Source organism: Cyanobium sp. WAJ14-Wanaka, assembly GCF_024345375.1.
In the GTDB taxonomy this organism is placed as follows: domain Bacteria; phylum Cyanobacteriota; class Cyanobacteriia; order PCC-6307; family Cyanobiaceae; genus Cyanobium_A.
Genome location: NZ_JAGQAZ010000004.1, coordinates 36,551 through 54,199 on the forward strand (window position 1 = coordinate 36,551; position 17,649 = coordinate 54,199).

The 17,649-nt window shown below is 60.5% G+C and carries 29 protein-coding genes; 18 read left to right on the plus strand and 11 right to left on the minus strand.

Annotation, left to right across the window (positions count from 1 at the left end; all coding sequences use genetic code 11):
* Positions 1–15: 15 nt before the first annotated feature.
* Positions 16–366 carry a histidine triad nucleotide-binding protein gene (locus tag KBY49_RS11200; protein WP_254934914.1) on the minus strand — a complete coding sequence of 117 codons (351 nt, stop codon included), beginning with the start codon at positions 364–366 and terminating at the stop codon, positions 16–18.
* A gap of 84 nt (positions 367–450) precedes the next feature.
* On the opposite strand from KBY49_RS11200, the gene KBY49_RS11205 reads away from it, so the two are divergent.
* On the plus strand, positions 451–1,995 hold the full coding sequence (locus tag KBY49_RS11205) for a YifB family Mg chelatase-like AAA ATPase (protein ID WP_254934915.1): 1,545 nt from the start codon (positions 451–453) through the stop codon (positions 1,993–1,995).
* Between the two features lie 2 nt (positions 1,996–1,997).
* Here the strand turns inward: KBY49_RS11205 and rpsU are convergent, their stop codons facing one another.
* The 4 genes from rpsU to def all read right to left on the minus strand — a co-directional run bounded on the left by rpsU (position 1,998) and on the right by def (position 3,778).
* Positions 1,998–2,168, minus strand: a complete 171-nt coding sequence (gene rpsU / locus KBY49_RS11210; protein WP_010304532.1) for a 30S ribosomal protein S21 — start codon at positions 2,166–2,168, stop codon at positions 1,998–2,000.
* A gap of 67 nt (positions 2,169–2,235) precedes the next feature.
* On the minus strand, positions 2,236–2,880 hold the full coding sequence (locus tag KBY49_RS11215) for a DUF3747 domain-containing protein (protein WP_254934916.1): 645 nt from the start codon (positions 2,878–2,880) through the stop codon (positions 2,236–2,238).
* Positions 2,881–2,949: 69 nt separating this feature from the next.
* Positions 2,950–3,147 carry a hypothetical protein gene (locus tag KBY49_RS11220; RefSeq protein WP_254934917.1) on the minus strand — a complete coding sequence of 66 codons (198 nt, stop codon included), beginning with the start codon at positions 3,145–3,147 and terminating at the stop codon, positions 2,950–2,952.
* 25 nt (positions 3,148–3,172) lie between these two features.
* Positions 3,173–3,778, minus strand: coding sequence for a peptide deformylase (gene def / locus KBY49_RS11225; protein ID WP_254934918.1), 606 nt, complete (start codon positions 3,776–3,778; stop codon positions 3,173–3,175).
* A gap of 55 nt (positions 3,779–3,833) precedes the next feature.
* On the opposite strand from def, the gene KBY49_RS11230 reads away from it, so the two are divergent.
* On the plus strand, positions 3,834–5,786 hold the full coding sequence (locus KBY49_RS11230) for a prolyl oligopeptidase family serine peptidase (RefSeq protein ID WP_254934919.1): 1,953 nt from the start codon (positions 3,834–3,836) through the stop codon (positions 5,784–5,786).
* Complete coding sequence (locus KBY49_RS11235; RefSeq protein ID WP_254934920.1) at positions 5,787–7,142, plus strand: sodium:solute symporter; 1,356 nt, start codon at positions 5,787–5,789, stop codon at positions 7,140–7,142.
* Here KBY49_RS11235 and KBY49_RS11240 read toward each other — a convergent pair.
* Positions 7,081–7,788: a class II aldolase/adducin family protein gene (locus tag KBY49_RS11240; protein ID WP_261346587.1), complete on the minus strand. Its 708-nt coding sequence runs from the start codon at positions 7,786–7,788 to the stop codon at positions 7,081–7,083. The genes KBY49_RS11235 and KBY49_RS11240 overlap by 62 nt on opposite strands.
* Positions 7,789–7,861: 73 nt before the next feature.
* On the opposite strand from KBY49_RS11240, the gene KBY49_RS11725 reads away from it, so the two are divergent.
* From KBY49_RS11725 to KBY49_RS11765, 11 genes are all read left to right on the plus strand, one after another.
* Positions 7,862–8,086 carry a tyrosine-type recombinase/integrase gene (locus KBY49_RS11725; RefSeq protein ID WP_396099925.1) on the plus strand — a complete coding sequence of 75 codons (225 nt, stop codon included), beginning with the start codon at positions 7,862–7,864 and terminating at the stop codon, positions 8,084–8,086.
* 68 nt (positions 8,087–8,154) lie between these two features.
* Positions 8,155–8,382, plus strand: a complete 228-nt coding sequence (locus tag KBY49_RS11250) for an addiction module protein (protein ID WP_254934981.1) — start codon at positions 8,155–8,157, stop codon at positions 8,380–8,382.
* The gene (locus KBY49_RS11760; RefSeq protein ID WP_396099904.1) at positions 8,379–8,654 is read left to right on the plus strand and encodes a type II toxin-antitoxin system RelE/ParE family toxin; all 276 of its coding nucleotides are present in this window, start codon (positions 8,379–8,381) and stop codon (positions 8,652–8,654) included. Before KBY49_RS11250 ends, KBY49_RS11760 begins: the two co-directional genes overlap by 4 nt.
* Positions 8,655–8,887: 233 nt before the next feature.
* The gene (locus KBY49_RS11255; RefSeq protein WP_254934921.1) at positions 8,888–9,127 is read left to right on the plus strand and encodes a DUF4160 domain-containing protein; all 240 of its coding nucleotides are present in this window, start codon (positions 8,888–8,890) and stop codon (positions 9,125–9,127) included.
* Entirely contained in the window at positions 9,099–9,395 is a 297-nt protein-coding gene (locus KBY49_RS11260; RefSeq protein ID WP_254934922.1) for a DUF2442 domain-containing protein, read from the plus strand. The genes KBY49_RS11255 and KBY49_RS11260 overlap by 29 nt, the downstream gene beginning before the upstream one ends.
* Before the next feature lie 147 nt (positions 9,396–9,542).
* Positions 9,543–9,752: a type II toxin-antitoxin system HicB family antitoxin gene (locus KBY49_RS11265; protein ID WP_254934923.1), complete on the plus strand. Its 210-nt coding sequence runs from the start codon at positions 9,543–9,545 to the stop codon at positions 9,750–9,752.
* On the plus strand, positions 9,749–9,922 hold the full coding sequence (locus KBY49_RS11270) for a type II toxin-antitoxin system HicA family toxin (protein WP_254934924.1): 174 nt from the start codon (positions 9,749–9,751) through the stop codon (positions 9,920–9,922). Before KBY49_RS11265 ends, KBY49_RS11270 begins: the two co-directional genes overlap by 4 nt.
* 212 nt (positions 9,923–10,134) lie before the next feature.
* Positions 10,135–10,377: an AbrB/MazE/SpoVT family DNA-binding domain-containing protein gene (locus tag KBY49_RS11275; RefSeq protein WP_254934925.1), complete on the plus strand. Its 243-nt coding sequence runs from the start codon at positions 10,135–10,137 to the stop codon at positions 10,375–10,377.
* A complete protein-coding gene (locus tag KBY49_RS11280; RefSeq protein ID WP_254934926.1) occupies positions 10,365–10,706 on the plus strand; it encodes a type II toxin-antitoxin system PemK/MazF family toxin in 342 nt (113 codons plus the stop codon). Before KBY49_RS11275 ends, KBY49_RS11280 begins: the two co-directional genes overlap by 13 nt.
* Positions 10,707–10,863: 157 nt before the next feature.
* Positions 10,864–11,073: a type II toxin-antitoxin system HicB family antitoxin gene (locus tag KBY49_RS11285; RefSeq protein WP_254934927.1), complete on the plus strand. Its 210-nt coding sequence runs from the start codon at positions 10,864–10,866 to the stop codon at positions 11,071–11,073.
* A 4-nt stretch (positions 11,074–11,077) separates the two neighbouring features.
* Positions 11,078–11,302 (plus strand): type II toxin-antitoxin system HicA family toxin, encoded by a 225-nt coding sequence (locus KBY49_RS11765; RefSeq protein ID WP_396099927.1) that lies wholly within the window; start codon positions 11,078–11,080, stop codon positions 11,300–11,302.
* Positions 11,303–11,628: 326 nt separating this feature from the next.
* Here the strand turns inward: KBY49_RS11765 and KBY49_RS11290 are convergent, their stop codons facing one another.
* On the minus strand, positions 11,629–12,750 hold the full coding sequence (locus KBY49_RS11290; RefSeq protein WP_254934928.1) for an IS3 family transposase: 1,122 nt from the start codon (positions 12,748–12,750) through the stop codon (positions 11,629–11,631).
* Positions 12,726–13,232, minus strand: coding sequence for a transposase (locus KBY49_RS11295; protein WP_254934929.1), 507 nt, complete (start codon positions 13,230–13,232; stop codon positions 12,726–12,728). The genes KBY49_RS11290 and KBY49_RS11295 overlap by 25 nt, the downstream gene beginning before the upstream one ends.
* A 156-nt stretch (positions 13,233–13,388) precedes the next feature.
* On the opposite strand from KBY49_RS11295, the gene KBY49_RS11300 reads away from it, so the two are divergent.
* The 3 genes from KBY49_RS11300 to KBY49_RS11310 all read left to right on the plus strand — a co-directional run bounded on the left by KBY49_RS11300 (position 13,389) and on the right by KBY49_RS11310 (position 14,475).
* Positions 13,389–13,652: a type II toxin-antitoxin system RelE/ParE family toxin gene (locus tag KBY49_RS11300; RefSeq protein WP_254934930.1), complete on the plus strand. Its 264-nt coding sequence runs from the start codon at positions 13,389–13,391 to the stop codon at positions 13,650–13,652.
* A gap of 171 nt (positions 13,653–13,823) precedes the next feature.
* Positions 13,824–14,003, plus strand: a complete 180-nt coding sequence (locus tag KBY49_RS11305; RefSeq protein WP_254934931.1) for a nucleotidyltransferase family protein — start codon at positions 13,824–13,826, stop codon at positions 14,001–14,003.
* Positions 14,004–14,121: 118 nt separating this feature from the next.
* Positions 14,122–14,475, plus strand: a complete 354-nt coding sequence (locus tag KBY49_RS11310) for a DUF86 domain-containing protein (RefSeq protein WP_254934932.1) — start codon at positions 14,122–14,124, stop codon at positions 14,473–14,475.
* A gap of 140 nt (positions 14,476–14,615) precedes the next feature.
* On the opposite strand, the gene KBY49_RS11315 is transcribed toward KBY49_RS11310, so the two are convergent.
* From KBY49_RS11315 to KBY49_RS11325, 3 genes are all read right to left on the minus strand, one after another.
* Positions 14,616–15,095, minus strand: coding sequence for a DUF1643 domain-containing protein (locus KBY49_RS11315; protein ID WP_254934933.1), 480 nt, complete (start codon positions 15,093–15,095; stop codon positions 14,616–14,618).
* A complete protein-coding gene (gene mtnA, locus KBY49_RS11320) occupies positions 15,079–16,206 on the minus strand; it encodes an S-methyl-5-thioribose-1-phosphate isomerase (RefSeq protein ID WP_254934934.1) in 1,128 nt (375 codons plus the stop codon). Before mtnA ends, KBY49_RS11315 begins: the two co-directional genes overlap by 17 nt.
* A gap of 68 nt (positions 16,207–16,274) precedes the next feature.
* Positions 16,275–16,832 (minus strand): DUF1543 domain-containing protein, encoded by a 558-nt coding sequence (locus tag KBY49_RS11325; protein WP_254934935.1) that lies wholly within the window; start codon positions 16,830–16,832, stop codon positions 16,275–16,277.
* 70 nt (positions 16,833–16,902) lie between these two features.
* Here KBY49_RS11325 and KBY49_RS11330 point away from each other — a divergent pair, with 70 nt between their 5' ends.
* Positions 16,903–17,622: a trans-aconitate 2-methyltransferase gene (locus KBY49_RS11330; protein ID WP_254934936.1), complete on the plus strand. Its 720-nt coding sequence runs from the start codon at positions 16,903–16,905 to the stop codon at positions 17,620–17,622.
* Positions 17,623–17,649: the final 27 nt, after the last annotated feature.

The following is a 17,649-nucleotide window of genomic DNA, read 5'->3' on the forward strand; positions in this document are numbered from 1 at the left end:
GTCGCGGGTCCGCGCTCAGCCCGGGGGCCAGGCCAGCGGACGACCACCAATCACATGCAGATGCAGGTGAAATACGGTTTGGCCAGCCTCCGCACCGGTGTTAATCACGGTGCGCCAACTGCCCAGGCCCTCCTGCTGGGCCACCTTGGCCGCCACTAAAAGCAAATGGCCGAGCAGGGCCTGGTGCTGCCCATCTGCCTGCGCCAGGTCGCTAATTGATTGGCGGGGAATAACCAGCAAATGCACGGGCGCCTGGGGCTGCACATCCCGAAAGGCCAGGCATTGGTCGTCTGCATAGACCTGGTCGCAGGGAATTTCACCCCGCAGGATTTTGCCAAAAATCGTGTCGTTGCTGGGGCTTGCCATGGCAGTTGGGCCGCGAGGCTCCAAAGGAATTGGGGGGCGTGGGACAGGGGGTGGCACTAAGTCCTAGTTACCCCTTTTGGCGTGATGTTGGCACGGTGCAGCAGTGCGGCCCTGGTGGGCCTGGAGGCCCAAGCGGTGACTATCGAGGTGGACATAGCCGCCGGACTCCCAGGCCTGCACATGGTGGGCTTGGCGGATACCGCCGTGCAGGAATCGCGGGAGCGGGTGCGCTCAGCCCTGCGCCACTGCGGCCTAAATGTGCCCCTAACCCGGGTGGTGGTGAATCTTGCCCCTGCGGACCTGCGCAAGGAGGGGCCCGGCTTTGACCTGCCGATTGCCCTAGGGCTGTTGGTTGCCAGCGGCCAACTGGCGCCCCAGCTTTTAGAAGGGGTGTGGAGCTGTGGTGAGCTCGGCCTCGACGGAGGGCTACGGGCCGTGCGGGGGGTATTGGCCCTGGCACTGCAGGCAAAACGCTCCCAGGCCAAGGTGTTGGTTGTGCCAGCCGCCAACCTCAGGGAAGCCCAATTGGTGGAGGGGCTCCATGCCTGGGGCGCCGAGAATCTGGCGGCCGTGGTGGCCCAGCTCAAGGGGGCACCTGCTGCGATCAGCTGCAGCCAGCCTGCGGCCAGGGGCCAGCAGCAGCCGGGCCCAAGCCATGCCGATCTCCAGGATGTGCGCGGCCAACCCCATGGCCGTCGAGCCCTGGAAATTGCAGCAGCAGGCGGCCATCATCTGCTGCTTTGCGGTGCCCCTGGCAGTGGCAAAACGATGCTGGCAAAGCGGCTTGCGAGCCTGTTGCCGCCCCTCGGCCGCGCAGAAGCCCTGGCGATTACGGCCATCCACTCAGTGGCCGGCCAGCTGGGCGCCGAGACAGGCTTAGTGCTGCAACGGCCCGTTCGCAGCCCCCACCACAGCTGCTCAGCCGCAGCGCTGATCGGGGGTGGCGCCATCCCCAAACCTGGCGAACTTTCCCTGGCCCACCTCGGTGTGCTGTTCCTAGATGAACTCACGGAATTTCGCCGCAGTGTTTTGGATCAATTGCGGCAACCCCTAGAAGACGGGGAAATTTGGGTGCAGCGGGCCAGGTACCGCAGCCACTTCCCCTGCCGCGTGACCCTGGTGGCAGCCACCAATCCCTGCCCCTGCGGCTGGCATGGCGATCCCGAACGACTTTGCAGCTGCAGCGAATCAATCCGTAAACGCTATTGGGCCAAGCTTTCAGGCCCCCTGCTCGACAGGCTTGATTTGCAGGTGGTGATGCGCAGGCCCAACAGCGATGAACTTGCCGCCCCCTATCGCCGCAGCCACCAAGAGCCAGAGGGCGAATCCACCTCAAAAGTGGCCATGCGGGTCAAACAGGCCCGCCAACGCATGGCAGAGCGCAACCCCGCTGGCTGTAGCAATGGGGAGCTGGCATCGGCCAGGCTGAGCGAAGTTATCAAACTCAGCGATGCTGCCCTGGCCCTATGGGAGGGGGCCCTCAATCAAAGACAGCTATCGGCAAGGGCAGGGGAGCGGCTGCTGCGGGTTGCCCAGACAATCTGCGATTTAGACGGCAAGGAGCAGATCGGCCCCAGCGCCATTGCCGAGGCCCTCACTTTCCGCTCCTTCGATCAACTGACTTCTTGAGATCAGCGGCGACGGCGACGCTGCTGGGCCTTGCGCTTGTACTTCTCAACGGGAGTTTCGTGGTGACGAAGCCGCTTCAGGTCGGCAAAGATGCCCGCCTTGGACACCTGGCGCTTGAAGCGGCGCAGAGCCGATTCAATGCCTTCGTTTTCGCCGACAGTGACCTGGGTCATGAAGCGCTGTACAAAGCACGGAGTTTGCCAATGTAGCAACTCCCCTGGCCTGGCCTTGCCCAGCAGCTCACTGGCGGGTGACTGGGCGCGCCGCCGGGGCCTGGATTTCCACAACAGCCGCCGCTGTGTCGCGGTAGACGTATACATGGCCGAGCTTGCGGCCAGCAAAGGCCCGGCGCTTGAGCTGCCAACCGGGCTCGAAAACCAACTGCATAAAGCCCGCCCCATCGCCCAGGGTGCGGGCAACCAGATATTCGGGGCCCGCGTCCGCCTTGGTGGGGATGGCCAGCAGCTGGATGTCTTTGTCCTTACGGATCACCGAAAGGCGGTAGCTGGTGGCCAAATCGGTATCGCCGATCCGCAGGGAATAGCCGTTGGCATCGATGTAGCGGCTGCAAACGCCGGTGAAATCAAAGGTGGCCAACATCGGATCAACCTTGGCGGGATTGGAGCCGCTCATGGCAAAGCAGGGACGCCGGCCGCTCACCTGTTCGTAGATGTTCAGTTGCTGCCTGCTGCCATCACCGATGGGGGAAGCCACCAGCACAAATTTTTGTTGGTCGAGATCAGCCGCCTCAAATAGGGCACCAGCAGCAGCGGGCCTCAGCGCCGACAGTCCATCTGCCGCCACCACCGCAAAGGCCACCGCCGCCAGGGCAAAAACCTTTGCCTTTGCTGGGGTAAGGGCAGATCGCAGAGCGTTGAACGGCATCACCAATCGGACCTGAGGAAACCAATGGTATGGAGCAAAAGCGCCCTAGGCCAGGGGGGAAGGCTGTGGTTAGGCAGGTTTGTTGATGCGGATTGCCACCAGCAGGGCAACAACCGTGCCGGGCACACTCAAACCCAATATCCAGCGGGTGGTGAGTTGGCCCAGGTCAGGCTCGCCATAGGCCAGCTCAAACACCGAACCGGTGGCGGCAATTCCAAGCAGGCAGGCCAGGGCCAGGAAAAGGCCAGCCAGGGGTTTCATCGGCATGGGTGAAGGGTGGTGGGGCTGGTATTCAGCGAATGGATTTGACGTGGTTGCGGTCGAAACCCTTCTCCTTAAGCCCCTCATTCAGGCTCAATTCATCGGTCACCCGATCCACAAACAGCACCCCATTGAGGTGGTCCATTTCGTGCTGAATGCAGCGGGCCAACAGGCCATCGGCCTTGATCCGCTGGGGCCGGCCCATCTCGCAGCGATAGGTGACCTCCACCACTGAAGGCCGCACCACATGGAGATAAACCCCGGGGATGCTTAGGCAACCCTCCTCGTAGGTCTCAATGCCGACGCCAAAACTGCTGATCTCGGGATTGATCAGCACCAGGGGGGGCGTGGCTGCATTTTCCGGATCGAGGTCGATCACCAGCAGCTGCTTATGGACGCCCACCTGGGGCGCCGCCAGGCCAATGCCATTGGCGGTGTACATGCTGCGCAACATTTCACGGGCCAGGTCCCGGACGGTCTCATCCACCTTGCTGATCCGCTTGGCACTTTTACGCAACGCCTGGTTACCCAGGGTGTGTATTTCAAGCGAAGGCTTCTCAACTGCCTGCTTGGGCACCTGAACGCTGCGGCTGGATTGCTCCGCGTTGCGTGCCAACTGGGCGAAGCTGCGCGCCAAGGTGGTGTCTTAAGGAATGAAACTCCACTTTAGGGCGAGGAGCCAGGGTGATGGTTTGAGCAGGACCACCGACCGGGGCCTCCCCGCCGCATCAGTTGTGGGGCGGATCCCCAGCCTGAAGGAGCCCCTACTCGATGGCGGCCGCCTTTTTTGGCTGGAGCAAAGGCCCCACGAGCAGGGCCGCAGCACCCTGATGGTCAGGCCCACTGGCAGTGGGCCCACTGGCAGTAAATCCGGCTTGGGAGATGGGGCGATCGAACTAAGCCCAAACAGCTGGAACCTGCGCAGCCGGGTACACGAGTACGGAGGCGGGGTCTTTGCCGTCAAAGGCCAGGATCTGGTGGTTATCCACGACGGTGATCGCTGCCCCCACCACCTGCAGCTGGATCCCGTTAGCGGCGCCCCCCAGGGGGACTTCCGGCGCCTGGTGGCACCGGCTGATCGCGCCTTCGCCGATGGCCTAATCGATCCAGGCCGCCGGCGTTGGCTTGGGGTGATGGAGGCGGGCGGGATTGACCAACTGGTGGCCATCCCCCTTGCTGGCGGCGAACCGCAACTGCTGCATCAGCCGGCTGATTTTTGCGGCTACCCCGCCTTGAGCCCCGATGGCAGGCACCTGGCCTGGGTTACCTGGCAGCAGCCAGCCATGCCCTGGCAGCGCAGCCAACTGTGGCTAGCGGAGCTAAATGGGGACGGCCAATTGGGCGAGGCCCAGGCGATCGCCGGAGCCGGCCCCGATGGGCCCGAGGCCATATCGGTGTTTCAGCCGCTCTGGATTACCCCCGCTGGTGCCCCCCCCGAACTGGTTTTTTCCAGCGATGTCAGCGGCTGGTGGAATCTGCAGCGCTTCCGGCCCGGCAGCCCCCAAGGCGAAGCCCTGCTGACGATGGAGGCGGAATTTGGCATGCCCCAATGGGTCTATGGCATGCGGACCACCGCCTGGGATGGCAGCCAGCTGATTGCCGCCACCTGCCACCAGGGCGAGTGGCAGCTCGGCCGGCTGGATTTGGCCCCAGAACGGGTAGGCACGCCGGCGGCCTGGCAGCCGATCGAGCAGCCCTTCAACGACCTGGCCGCCCTAAGCGCTGAGGGAGGCCGTCTGGTCTGTGTGGCCAGCAATCCCAGCAGCCCCTCCGGACTGCTGGAGCTGGAAATCAGCAGTGGGCAGTGGCAGCACCGGCCCGTCGCCCCCAATCCTTTGCCAGCAGGGGCAATCAGCCCACCAGAGGCACTGTGGTTTGCCGGTTTCGACGACCAACCCACCCATGCCTGGTACTACCCACCAACCGCTGGGGCCTCGGCGAATGCACCGCTGCTGGTCAAAAGCCACAGCGGCCCCACCGCCATGGCCCGCACCGGCCTGAACCTGGCGATTCAGTTTTGGACCAGCAGGGGTTGGGGGGTGGTGGATGTGAACTACGGCGGCTCGACGGGTTTTGGCAGGGCCTATCGCCAACGCCTCGATGGCCAATGGGGGGTGGTGGATGTGGCCGATTGCGCCGCCGCGGCCCGGGCCCTGGTGGCGGCGGCCAAAGCCGATCCCCAGCGCATCGCCATTGAGGGGGGTAGCGCCGGGGGCTTCACCACCCTGGCTGCCCTCTGTTTCAGCGATGTCTTCCGAGCCGGTGCCTGCCGCTACGGCGTTGCAGACCTGGGCGCCCTTGCCGCGGACAGCCATCGCTTTGAGGCCCACTACCTCGATTCCCTGGTGGGCCCTTGGCCTGCAGCAAAGGACACCTACCTGGCCCGCTCGCCGTTGCAGCATGCGGACCAAATGAGCTGTCCGGTGATCTTTTTTCAAGGCCTCGACGACCGGGTGGTGCCAGCCGAGCAAACCGAGCAGATGGCGGCAGCCCTCAAGGCCAAGGGGATTGCCGTGGAGGTGCACCTGTTTGCGGGAGAGGGCCATGGCTTCAAGCAGAGCAGCACCCAAATCAAGGTGCTGGAAGCCACCGAAGCCTTTTTCGCCAAACATTTCGCCCCACCTGCCGGGGCCAATGCCCCCTAAATGAACGCCGACTTGCTGGAATTAGGGCTTAGTGGGGTCGTGCTGGGGGCTCTGGTCCTGTTGGGGCGCAGCCTGGGCGAAGCCAGTGGCATGCAGAGAATCGGCCTGCCCTCTGCCCTGCTATCTGGATTAATTGGCCTCCTAATTGGGCCCTATGGCCCGGTGCATTGGCTGCCCGCTGGCCTAACTGAGCGCTGGATCCCCTTCCCGGAGGTGCTGATGACCCTGGTGTTTTCCACCATGCTTTTGGGCAAACCCCTGCCCAGCGCCGGCTCCCTCTGGCGACCTGCCACGGCCCAGTTGCTGTTGGGCCTCACCCTGGGCTTCGGCCAATACCTGATGGGGGGATTGGTGGTTTTGGGATTACTGATCCCCTGGCTCGGTGTCCATCCCCTGATGGCTTGCCTAATTGAGGTGGGCTTCGAGGGGGGCCATGGTTCGGCGGCAGTGATGGGGCCGATCTATGCCCAGTGGGGCTTTCTGGGCGGCCGCGACCTGGGCCTGGCGATGGCCACCGTGGGCCTGGTGAGCTCAGTGGTGGTGGGTTCACTGCTGGTGATCCTGGCCCGATCCCGGGGCTGGCTGGCGGAGTCCGAGTCAGCACCTGAACCAACCCCACTGGCCCCTAAAACCCCTGCTATAGCTGAGCAAACCTGGTTCCGGGGCCTGGAGCGACTGGCCACCAACCTGGGCTGTTGCGGCCTGGCGGTGCTGCTGGCCCTCGCCTTGCAAAGGCTGCTGCTGGTGATCACACCCAACATCAGTGGCGGCCTGACTGAGGTGGTGCGAATCATGCCCCTCTTCCCCCTGGCTTTGCTGGGTTCCTTACTGGTGCAAGGGCTGCTGGAGCGGAGCGGGCAAAGCGGCTTGGCCACGCCACGGCCCCAGGCCCAAACGGCCTCCCTCGCCACCGATCTTTTGATCACCGGAGCCATGGCCGGCCTCAACCTGCCCCTCCTGCTCCACGACTGGCTGCCCCTGGCCGTGCTTGCCGGGGTGGGGCTGGCCTGGAATTTGCTGGGCCTGCTGCTGCTAGCCCCGAGGATTTTGCCCAGCCCCTGGTTTGAGCGGGGCATAACCGAATTTGGCCAGGCCACCGGTGTGGCCGCCAGTGGCCTGCTGTTGCTTGGCCTGGCGGATCCCGAGGGCGACAGCAACACCCTGGCCCCCTTTTCCTTCAAGCAACTGGCGATGCAACCAATCCTGGCCGGCGGGGTGATCACGGTGGTCGCACCCCTGGCAGTGGAATCGATTGGCCTACCCACCTGGACCGGGCTATGCCTGGCGATCACCCTCAGCTTTGCCCTGGGCGGTCTGCTGCTTGCCCGTAGTGCATCGAGCCCATCAGGGCAATAACCCTCTCCATCTCTGCAGCGTCCAGCAGCGGCGGTTCCCCCAGGGTCAAAGCCTGGAGATACATGTGGGCAAGGGTTTCCACCTCAATCGCCAGGCGCAGGGCCTGGTCCAGGTTGCGGCCCAGAGCTACCTGGCCATGCTGGGCCAGCAGGCAGGCCAATTTGCCCTCCAAAGCCCTAACCGCATCAAGGGAGAGGGCCTTGGTGCCAAAGGTGGAATAGGGCGCACAGGGGATCGTCGCCGTGCCCGCCATCGCCACCATGTAGTGAAAGCTCGGAATCGGCCGTCCATGGCAAGCCAGGGCCGTGGCGTGGATCGAGTGGCAGTGGAGTACCGCCTCGATTTCCGGGCGACTGCGCAGGATCTCGGCATGGAGTTGCCATTCCGAGGAGGGCCGGCGCGGACTGCTGTGGTGGCCCTTGGGGTGGCCCGTGGGATTGTCCATGGGGTTGCCCCCAAAGTCGATCGCCACCAGATCCTCGGGTTCCATCTGCTCGTAGGGCAGGGAGGTGGGGGTGATCAGCAGACCACCGGGAATGCGGGCCGAAAGGTTGCCGGAAGTGCCCTGGTTGATGCCACTTGAGTTCATCCGCCGGGCCACCGCCACCAGCTGCTGGCGTAATTCAGGCTGAGCGTCAGCAGGCAACGGCAGGTGGGCGATTGGGCCTGAGGCTAGACACATGTGTCAGTAGGGTCGGCATCACTTGAATCCGAGCCTGGTGCAAAAAGCAATTCGGTGCGCCGTCATTGCGGCAAAGATCAGCAAGCCCGCCACCTCCCACAGCTTCCGCCATTCCTTTGCCACCCATCTCCTGGAACGGGGGCATGACATCCGAACCACAATGATTTATACCCACGTGCTCAATCGAGCCAATACGGCATTAGCAGCCCCGCAGACACTCTGTAACTTCATGAACACATCTTATGCGGATCCGCCCAAATAGTTGTTAGCGGTACCCAACACCGGACGAAACGGAGTAGGATCTCTTTCTAGGCATCTGGGTTGAGCGAAATGTCAGCCTTTCTTAAGAGCATTGAGGAGCAGGCACGCGCCCTTAGCCCAGAGGATAGGGCAAGGCTAGCCGAGAGCATGCTGGAGTCACTCCACACATCAATCGCTGAAATCGAGGCTCTTTGGGCTGAAGATATTGAAGAGCGTGTCAGTGCGTTTGACCGGGGCGAAATTACTTCATACTTGGCCGAAGAAGTATTTGCTGAAGCTCGTCGAACTCTGCAGTGAAATGCGCACGCTTTGTTGCTCCTGCTAGACGTGAGCTTCTTGCAGAAGTTGCCTACTGCAACAACAAGGAGTTGGGGCTTGGCAGTCGTTTTCTTGTTGCCGTTGAAGATGCCACTGCTCGCGCCCTCGCTTACCCTCTTACTGGGACGCCAGCGTCAGAAAGCACTCGGCGAATGTTCCTCAAGGACTTTCCTTTTGCGATTGTATATCGACCGGATGAAGATGACATAGTTGTATTTGCACTTGCTCATCACGCACGCCGCCCAGAGTAATGGCGGGTCCGCATAGATGACCGCTAATAATGCCATTCACCAGACCCGACACCTGAGGGTAACTTCGATGACTACAGCCCTATGCGGCCTGGTGATGGCAAGCGTTAGAAAGATGCGAGCGCCATACCGAATCAGACTAGATGCTCAGTGTGCCCCGGGTATGGGTCGCAGCTACTGAGTGCTTCCTGTTAATGGCGGCGGAGTTATCCTGAACGGCAACTTCGGGAGAGCAATTGTCACCAACCGTCTTCCGGGATGGCGAATATCGGTTTTTCTTCTTCTCGCGCGAGGAAAGCCGAGTTCACATCCATGTGAGCCATCCAGATGGCGAGGCGAAGTTCTGGCTGAAGCCGACCATTGAACTCGCCCGCAACATTGGGCTAAGCTCTTCAAAGATTAAAGACGCAGAACGCCTCATCGAGTCCCGTCAACAGGAGATCACCGATGCCTGGAACAACCACTTTAGGAGCTGAGGTAACGAATATATCTGGCCACTGCGTCTGGATGCTTATTGACGATGAAGAGCTAGCGCTTCCATATTCCGAGTTTCCGTGGTTCAAGGCGGCCACGATTCAGCAGATCCTTAACGTCTTGCGCCCGACGGCAGACCATCTCTATTGGCCAGATTTAGATGTTGATTTATCTGTTGAGTCTATCCGCCATCCTGAGAGATTTGCGCTGAGGGCGAAGAGCACTTTCCAACCATGCCATTCACCTGATCCGCCGCCGGAAACTCACTGATTCCATGGAGCGGATCGAGGCCGTACTCTCTGCGGCCAGGTGATGGCAAGCGTTAGACGAACATCTGAGACGAAAACTCAACCAGCCAACGGGAGTGGTGTCAATCCCTTTTGGTGTTGCTAAGGTAATGGCATCGGTTCATAGGCTATGAATTTCACATTGGAGTGCGAGCAAGAGGTTGACGGCCGCTGGATTGCAGAGGTTCCTGAGCTGCCTGGCGTCCTCTCCTATGGCATCTCTGCCGCAGATGCAATGTCGAAGGCCGAAATCTTGGCACTTCGCGTTATTGCCGAAAGGCTAGAAAATAGCGAGTCTGAGCCTGTGAGTATCAATCTTTCTCTCCCCGTTAGTGCATGAGTGCATGGCCATCTGTCAAGGCGAGAAGGGTGTTGGCTGCGCTCCAGTCCATTGGGTGGCGAGTCAAGCGTCAGTCAGGATCTCACAAGACACTTGCTCGAGACGGATGTACTGACTTCATCTTTGCCTTCCATGATGGTGAGGAAATAGGTCCGAGGATGTTGTCCTGAATCGCAAAGAACACCGGTCTACAGCCGAGTGATCTGTGAGATATACATCAAGTCGTCTAAAACACCCCTTGAGTGGACAGGCCACCATCAAATCTCTGATGAACTGCCCCAGCGCCGAGCCTGGCACTCAGGGGCGGCGTTAGCCAGAGCAGAGGCAACGGCTGATGACGGCAGATGTGGCTACAATGTGAGCACGTCGGTCTGAGGTCGCCATGGTTCGGGCGAAGCTTGTCAAAATTGGGAACTCGCGGGGCATCCGTCTCGCGAAGCCGTTACTTGAGGTGGCGGGGCTTTCTGATGAAGTCGAAATCGAGGCTGCGCCTGGAGTGCTGACGATCAGACCCTCTGCACATCCAAGAGCAGGCTGGGCAGAAGCAGCAGCAGCATTCGATCCAGATGGTCTTCTCGATGATATGAGCAGCACCCGCTTTGACGACGAAGAATGGTCGTGGTAACAGAAGCAGCCGTCTCAAGAGGGGCTATCTACCTTGTTTCCCTTAATCCCACGCAAGGATCAGAAATCAGGAAAACCAGGCCGTGCGTTGTCGTCTCCCCAGATGAGTTGAATGCCCATCTCCGCACGTTTATCGTTGCGCCACTTACAACAGGTGGCCATCCCTATCCTTTTCGCATACGTTGCAGATTTGATGATAAAGATGGTCATGTGGTTGCCGATCAGCTCAGGGCTGTCGATAGAGACCGGTTGATTAAGCACCTAGGCGTATTGGACGAAGACACGCTGGTTGAGGTGCTCAGTGTTTTGCAGGCTATGTTTTCTGTGTAGCGGCGTGGCTAATATCCAGATGCAGAAGACGGGAACAATGGCTGACTTCTTTGCCGAGATTTTTACCCGCTTCTTATCTGGAGCGCTGGCCAGTCCCATTGATGAGATCCCGGAAAGACCAGATCAGAGCTAGTTTGTAGAGATGTAGCGGAGGACCATGGCAAGGCAATTTGATGTCGTTGTCGAGAAAGACTCGGATGGATTCTTAGTCGCCAGTGTGCCTGCTCTGTCTGGCTGTCACACACAGGCACGCTCTCTTGATGAGATGATGGAGCGCATCAAGGAAGCTATTGAGCTGTGCCTTGAAGTTCAAGAGGGTGATGTTGAGCAACTTGATTTTTTAGGTATTCAGAGGGTTACGGGATAGGAGTATCGAAGTACTCAGCGGTTACAGGAAAAGCAATGATTATGGCACTCAAGAGGGCTGGCTTTTTGTGCTAAGAGTGAAGGGTAGCCATCATTTTCTTCGGCATCCAGATGAACGGACAACAGTCGAGCCAGTGCATTCCGGTGAATCAATCGGGCCTGGTTTGCTGGCCAAGGTACTACGTGATGTAGATCTCACGAGAAATAAACTTGAAGAGTTGCTTGTGTAAGCGGAAAGGCCGGTCAACAAGCCCCTTTAGGTGGACAGGCCACCAGCAACTCTCTGCTCCGCCACTACAAGCTCCCTGCCTGCCACTCAGGGGCAGCGTTAGAAGGATAGGAGGGAAGCAGCAAGCGCCGCCGTCTTGGCGCCTTGACGTCAAGACGCTAAGGTCAAGGAATAGACGAAACGAAACGGACCACCATCTACTTTGACATGGATGTTCATCGTGCATTGCGCCTAAGAGCTGCTGCATGTAGCCGCTCAATATCGGACATGGTCAATGAAGCAGTGCGCATGACATTGGCACGGTGACTTTCAGGAAAGGTGTCACTCCTAGGCTGCCACTAAGGCGGCCTGGATTAATGGTACCGGCTGGATTGAATTGGGCTCCTCTGGTGGCTTGTTGATCCACACTTCTGCCGGCTGACGCCAGCAGCGGATCTGCCTGCTCCAGCGCGATGGATTTGCCCGGCGAGCCTTCTCATAGACATCAATGCGCTGCTGGCAAATGGCCGTAGCGGCGCCACTGTGGCGCTGGTGGGGCGTCACGAACTTGATACCGCTATGGCGGTGCCGGTGGTTGTACCAATCCACAAAGGCCACGACCCACTGGCAGGCCTCGTCTTTGCTGGCAAAAGGCCGGCTGGGGTAGTCGGGCCGGTATTTGACGGTTCGGAACAGCGATTCCGAGTAGGGGTTGTCATTTGAGACCCGTGGCCTGGAGAAAGATCTGAGCACCCCCAGCTCCTCCAGTCGGCTTTCCAGCGTTGCGGCACGCATTGCATTGCCGTTATCGGCATGGAGGATCAACGGCTGCTTGCGGCCCTTGCTGATTCGTTCTCTCAGACAAGCCCTACTCACCAGATCGGCAGCGATGGCTGGGTCTTCCCGCTCGGCGATATCCCAGGCCACCACCTTCCTGCTCCAGACGTCGATCACCAGGTAGAGGTACAGCCAAATCCCGCGGACGGTCGTGGGCAGATAGGTGATATCCCAGCTCCAGACCCGGTTGGGCCCAGCCGCCATCAGGCGCGGCACTGAGCGTGGCTCCTGCGGCAACCTGGCCCGTCCGCGCCGATGGCATTGCCCTGCCTGGTGCAACACCCGATAGAGACTGCTTTCTGAACCTATAAAAAGCCCTTGATCGGCCAAGGCTGGCACTATCTGAGCCGGCGGCAACGAGGCGTACTCCGCCTGGTTGCACGTCAGCAGGATCCGCTGACGCTCTTCGCCCGTGAGGCGGTGGGAAACTAAGCGGAGACTGCCTTTACGGCGGTCTTCGCCATCCCCATCACCTGCAAAAGCCTTCCGCCAGCGTTTGAGGGTGCGCAGAGAGATCCCGATCTCGCAGCAGGCCCTCAGCAACCTGGCGCCAGTGGCATTTGCTTCTGTGATCAGCTCGATCGCCTTCTGCCGGTGGGCGGCGTTGGTCAGCCTTCCGCGTCCTCCGAGCAAAAGGCATCCCACTTTTTTCGCAGCACCAGCAGGGCTGCCATCTCCGCCATGGCCTTTTCCTTTCGCTGCAGCTCTTTTTTAGGGGCTTTGATTTCCCTTTGGTCTTGGGCGCGGAGCCTTTCAAGCTCCTTCTGCTCGTCCATCGTCAGCACCGGCTTGGCATTGGCATCAAGTGCCGCCTGTTTCCAAATTCTTACCTGCTCGGGGAACATCCCTCGCTCGCGGCAGTAACCGCTGAGCTCGGTGGCGTTGAGGCCAGCGGTCTCAACCACCACCGTGAACTTGTCTGCAGCGCTCCAGGCTTCTGGTTCCCTCTCGGAAGCCGGTACTACCTCTCCCTGCAATCGCCAAGTCCTTCTCCATCTGTAGAGGGTCAAAATATGAATGCCCAGCTCCTTTGAAATCCGGGCCACGCTCTGTCTTTGTGGCGGACTCATCCGCCTTCTCACATCAGCCCTTACGGCCTCGCTGTAACGACGCATTGCTCATGTCCTCAAGCCCCCTGGTGTACGAATAAAAGGGGTGACATCTTTCCTGAAACAGGGGGGCAGAAGATGCTGATGATTTGAGAGATGCTGATCAGAGGCAAGCTGAGCCAAGCTCCGGCTTCGAAGAGTTTGTCACAAACCTAAGAGATAGTGGCCGAAAATAGCCTCTCTATTAAGCCATCAGCTGCTAAAGAGCTCCAAGCGTTATCAGGCAAGGCGACGTTGACACGGATGATTGTGAAAATTAAATCACTGGCAACTCAACCGCGGCCATCAGGGTATGAAAAGCTTGCAGGCAGGCCAAACTTTTATCGTGTCCGACAAGGTAACTATCGGGTCATTTGCTCCGTCGATGATGAGAGGCATGTTGTCGACGTTGTTAAGGTTGGCCACAGAAGAGATGTCTACCGATGAGTGAACCTTCTAACATCAAGATACAGAAGATGGAAGCGGGAGAATTCGGCAATGCCCAAGTTCTATGCCCGCCGCTGATCTTGGCGTTAGTTTGACGTTGCAAAGCCCTTGAAGCACGGTCTCTTGGTGGTCTCCCTGGGTTTCTGGGTACAATGGGCTAGGATGTGGGTTATGTCAGCCATCATTGACGAGAAGCGACAGGAGATCGCGGCAGCCTGCCAGCGATATGGGATTGGGCGTTTGTTTGTCTTTGGCTCAGCCCTCAGAGAGGACTTCAGGCCTGGAGAAAGTGATATTGACCTTCTTGTTGAATTTGGCCCATTGGAAATCACCAAGCGCTTTCATGTGTAGCTTGACGCTCGCGAGGCGTTTAGGAATATCTTCCAAGCCGACGTTGACTTGGTTATGCAGGGAGCGGTGAAGAACAAAGTTATTGCTGGCGAGATTGACCGAACGAAGAAGCTAGTTTATGGCGCGTGATCTATCTGCATATTTACAGGATATCCCTGATGCCTGCAACTCGACTGAAGATGTCATGAGCGGCATTTCATTAGAAGATTACCGCAACAAGCGTGCCGTTAGATCTGCTATCGAACGAGAGTTCATCATTATTGGCAAGGCCCTTAGGAGGGTCAGCTTCCTCGATGAGACGCTGTTTAGTTCTATATCTAATTCTCGTGCGATCGTTGACTTTCGGAACCTGCTTGCCCATGACTATGGAGCAATTGATGACGATGCCGTTTTCGGACTTGTCTATTCAGATCTGATCGTTCTTAAGGCAGAAGTTGGCGAGCTGTTGGATAGCTGGCATGACGCAAACTAACAATGCCATTCACCTGAGCCGCCTCCCGTGTCTCTTGTTTGCCCCCCCCCAACTCACTGCGACCAGGTAATGGCAAGCGTTGGGAGGCACCCATTGAATGAATTGCTTGTCCGTTTTCATCCAAGGACAGTTGGCGCAGATTACGGCTGCCAAGGCCGGGGCCGGCGCGTCGCTGGCAGGTAGAGGGGATGGCAGGGCTGACCGCTGCGGGTAAAGCCCAGGCAGTGGCGTTCAGGCAGTAAGGCCAGCACCCGCTCAGCCCTCCCGCCCAGCTGGCCGCGGGCCCCCCAGGCAACCAGCCGCATCGCCGAACCAGCGGCCAATCGCCTCAACCAGCGGTCGTTTTCCGGGCCCACTGGATCGGCCACACGCTGCAGCAGCCGAGGGTCGCGGCTGCGCCAGGCAAAAAGATTGGCCAGCCTCACGCCGGCGAAACCCCAATTCCTGGCAAAACCGATGCAGCGGCGCAAGGTAGCGTCGTCATTAAAGGCGTCCGCAGTACTGGGGTTGAGCCCCACCACCAGCAACTCCCCTTCGCCGCCCTGCCAGCTACGCCAAAGGGCATAGCGATAACAACCACAGGGGCTAAAAACAGCGGCGGCGTCAGTCCACTGGGCCATAAAGCTGCCGCAGTCCCTCTGGGGTGGCAGGAGCCACGCCCCGCTCGGTGATCAGGCCCGTCACCAGCCGCGCCGGCGTCACGTCAAAGGCCGGGTTGAAGGCGGCGCTGGCGTTGGGGGTGACCTGCACGCTTACCGGCTTGGATCCGGGCGGTGCATCCGCCAAAAGGCCCTGGATGTGGGTCACCTCGGCGGCACTGCGGGCCTCAATCGGAATCTCAGCCACCCCGTCGGCGATGGTCCAGTCGATGGTGGAGGCGGGCAGGGCCACGTAGAAGGGCACGCCGTTGTCGTGGGCGGCCAGGGCCTTGAGGTAGGTGCCGATCTTGTTGCAGACGTCGCCGGTGCGGGTGGTGCGATCGCTGCCCACGATCACCGCATCCACCTGGCCGTGCTGCATTAGGTGGCCGCCCGCGTTGTCAACAATCACCGTATGGGGCACCCCCTCGCGGCCCAGCTCATAGGCGGTGAGGCTGGCGCCCTGGTTACGCGGACGGGTCTCATCGACCCAGACGTGAATCTTCATGCCGGCGCGGTGGGCCTTGTAAATGGGGGCCAGGGCCGTGCCCCAGTCCACAGTGGCCAGCCAACCGGCGTTGCAGTGGGTGAGCACATTGAACGGCTCAGCCTGGCGCTCAGCCGGCCGGGCCGCCGCCAGCTGCTGGAAGATCGCCAAGCCGTGCTCGCCGATCGCTTCGCCCATCGCCACGTCCTCCTCGGCAATCAGCGCCGCCTCCGCCTGGGCCGCCGCGGCCCGCTCAAGCGGCGGCAGGGGTTGCACCTTGGCGCGCACCCGCTCCAGGGCCCAGCGCAGGTTCACCGCCGTGGGCCTGGTGGCATTGAGCTGTTCAAAGGCGGCAGCCAGGGCTGCATCGGAGGGATCCACCTGCAGGGCTAACATCAGGCCATAGGCGCCGGTAACACCAATCAGCGGCGCGCCCCGCACCACCATCGTGCTGATCGCCTCAGCCGCCTGATCGCAGCTGCGCAGGATTCGGGTGGTGAATTGGTGGGGCAGCAGGGTCTGGTCGATTACGCCGACCGCGCTAAGGCCCGATCCGCCATCAGGCTCCAGCCAGATCGTGCGCCAGGCCTTGCCGTCGATGTTCATGGAGCGCGCCTGCCGGGTGACCTGATCATCCTTGGAGGCCCGCAGGCAGGCAACCCAACTAAATCAAATCAGATGGGCCGATAACCAAACCAATCGGGCACCTGGCTCTGGCTGAGACCCTCGGGGTGGGGGCTGAGCTGCACGTGCCAGCAGGTGTCGCCCCACAACTCCAGCTGCTCCAAGGCCAGGCAATCGTCTACGGCCAGCAGGTCATCTTTGTGCTGTTGCAACGCCCCCGCAAGCCACTGGCGTTTGGCGGCCCCCTTGGCAGCCGCGGCGGAAGGGGCCACCACTAGGCCGAAGTGGTGCAACTCGGCCAAGGAATCGGGGCGGTAGGCGCCCAAGTTCACAAACCACAGTCGCTCGGGCCTGGGCACCGCGGGTTCGCGGCCCAAGCTCACCTCCCAGCCATCCACCGCCTGCACCTTCACATAGGCATCCAGGTGCAAACCCTCACGCTTCCCGAACCATTGGCGCCGCAGCTCCGGGATAGCCGCCTCGATGTCTGCCGCCGCCACGAAACGCACGTCGTGCAGCTCGATATGGCAGCCCGGTGCTCGGCCGCCCAGCACCACCAGCCACAGCTGGGGCACGCCGGGGTTGCCAGAGTGAAATTGCTCCCCCACTTCCATTAATCCCTCTGCGCCGCCCAGGCATCAGTCTGGGATGGGTAATGGGCCCGATTAGGCACGCAGCATGGATTTCTTCAATCGGCAGTGGAGCTCCTACCGGGCCGTGGTGGAGCACGATCTGATGGAACACCAGGCCGTGGCCACAGCCACAGCCCTCACCATCAACGACTGGCTGGCCGCCCGCCCCGGCCATGCCCCGGCCGCAACCATGCTGGATTTGGGCTGCGGTGATTTGGCCCTACTGGCACCGCTGCTGAAAAAATTGCCCCTGGGCCGTTACACCGGCCTAGACCTGGCAGCGGTGGTGCTGCCCCTGGCCGCCCAGGCCCTGGGCACAGTGCCCTACCCCAGCCACTGGCGCGAAGGCGACCTCCTGGGCTGGTCGACGGGAATCGATGGGAGCGATCCAGCCCTTGATCAACCCGACATCCTCCACTCAGCCTTCGCCATTCACCACCTCAGCGACGGGGATAAGGAAAGGTTTCTAGGGGGTGCCCGCCGGCGCATCCAACCCGGAGGGATGTTCCTGTGGGTGGATGTGTTTCGCGAGCCGGGAGAAACGCGCCAGGCCTACATCGATCGCTATGTCCAACGCATCACTGGCGGCTGGCAAGCCCTCAGCAGCGAGCAAAAAGATCACGTGATCAACCACCTCAGCCAGTTCGACATGCCGGCAGACCGGGAGGCCATCCAGGCCAGCGCCGAGGCGGCGGGCTGGCATTGGCACTGGGCCTGGCAGGGCAAACACCGGGCCGAGGCCATGGCCCTACTTACTCCGGCTTAGTCATTTTTAAACCGGCTTGGTTATTTT

Bases quoted from the DNA above. Each gene is read 5' to 3' on its own strand.
- KBY49_RS11200 (WP_254934914.1), bottom strand. From the start codon at position 366: ATGGCAAGCCCCAGCAACGACACGATTTTTGGCAAAATCCTGCGGGGT.
- KBY49_RS11205 (WP_254934915.1), top strand. From the start codon at position 451: ATGTTGGCACGGTGCAGCAGTGCGGCCCTGGTGGGCCTGGAGGCCCAA.
- rpsU (WP_010304532.1), bottom strand. From the start codon at position 2,168: ATGACCCAGGTCACTGTCGGCGAAAACGAAGGCATTGAATCGGCTCTG.
- KBY49_RS11215 (WP_254934916.1), bottom strand. From the start codon at position 2,880: ATGCCGTTCAACGCTCTGCGATCTGCCCTTACCCCAGCAAAGGCAAAG.
- KBY49_RS11220 (WP_254934917.1), bottom strand. From the start codon at position 3,147: ATGCCGATGAAACCCCTGGCTGGCCTTTTCCTGGCCCTGGCCTGCCTG.
- KBY49_RS11235 (WP_254934920.1), top strand. From the start codon at position 5,787: ATGAACGCCGACTTGCTGGAATTAGGGCTTAGTGGGGTCGTGCTGGGG.
- KBY49_RS11250 (WP_254934981.1), top strand. From the start codon at position 8,155: ATGTCAGCCTTTCTTAAGAGCATTGAGGAGCAGGCACGCGCCCTTAGC.
- KBY49_RS11260 (WP_254934922.1), top strand. From the start codon at position 9,099: ATGCCTGGAACAACCACTTTAGGAGCTGAGGTAACGAATATATCTGGC.
- KBY49_RS11265 (WP_254934923.1), top strand. From the start codon at position 9,543: ATGAATTTCACATTGGAGTGCGAGCAAGAGGTTGACGGCCGCTGGATT.
- KBY49_RS11270 (WP_254934924.1), top strand. From the start codon at position 9,749: ATGAGTGCATGGCCATCTGTCAAGGCGAGAAGGGTGTTGGCTGCGCTC.
- KBY49_RS11275 (WP_254934925.1), top strand. From the start codon at position 10,135: ATGGTTCGGGCGAAGCTTGTCAAAATTGGGAACTCGCGGGGCATCCGT.
- KBY49_RS11280 (WP_254934926.1), top strand. From the start codon at position 10,365: ATGGTCGTGGTAACAGAAGCAGCCGTCTCAAGAGGGGCTATCTACCTT.
- KBY49_RS11285 (WP_254934927.1), top strand. From the start codon at position 10,864: ATGGCAAGGCAATTTGATGTCGTTGTCGAGAAAGACTCGGATGGATTC.
- KBY49_RS11295 (WP_254934929.1), bottom strand. From the start codon at position 13,232: ATGCGTCGTTACAGCGAGGCCGTAAGGGCTGATGTGAGAAGGCGGATG.
- KBY49_RS11305 (WP_254934931.1), top strand. From the start codon at position 13,824: ATGTCAGCCATCATTGACGAGAAGCGACAGGAGATCGCGGCAGCCTGC.
- KBY49_RS11310 (WP_254934932.1), top strand. From the start codon at position 14,122: ATGGCGCGTGATCTATCTGCATATTTACAGGATATCCCTGATGCCTGC.
- KBY49_RS11315 (WP_254934933.1), bottom strand. From the start codon at position 15,095: ATGGCCCAGTGGACTGACGCCGCCGCTGTTTTTAGCCCCTGTGGTTGT.
- mtnA (WP_254934934.1), bottom strand. From the start codon at position 16,206: ATGAACATCGACGGCAAGGCCTGGCGCACGATCTGGCTGGAGCCTGAT.
- KBY49_RS11330 (WP_254934936.1), top strand. From the start codon at position 16,903: ATGGATTTCTTCAATCGGCAGTGGAGCTCCTACCGGGCCGTGGTGGAG.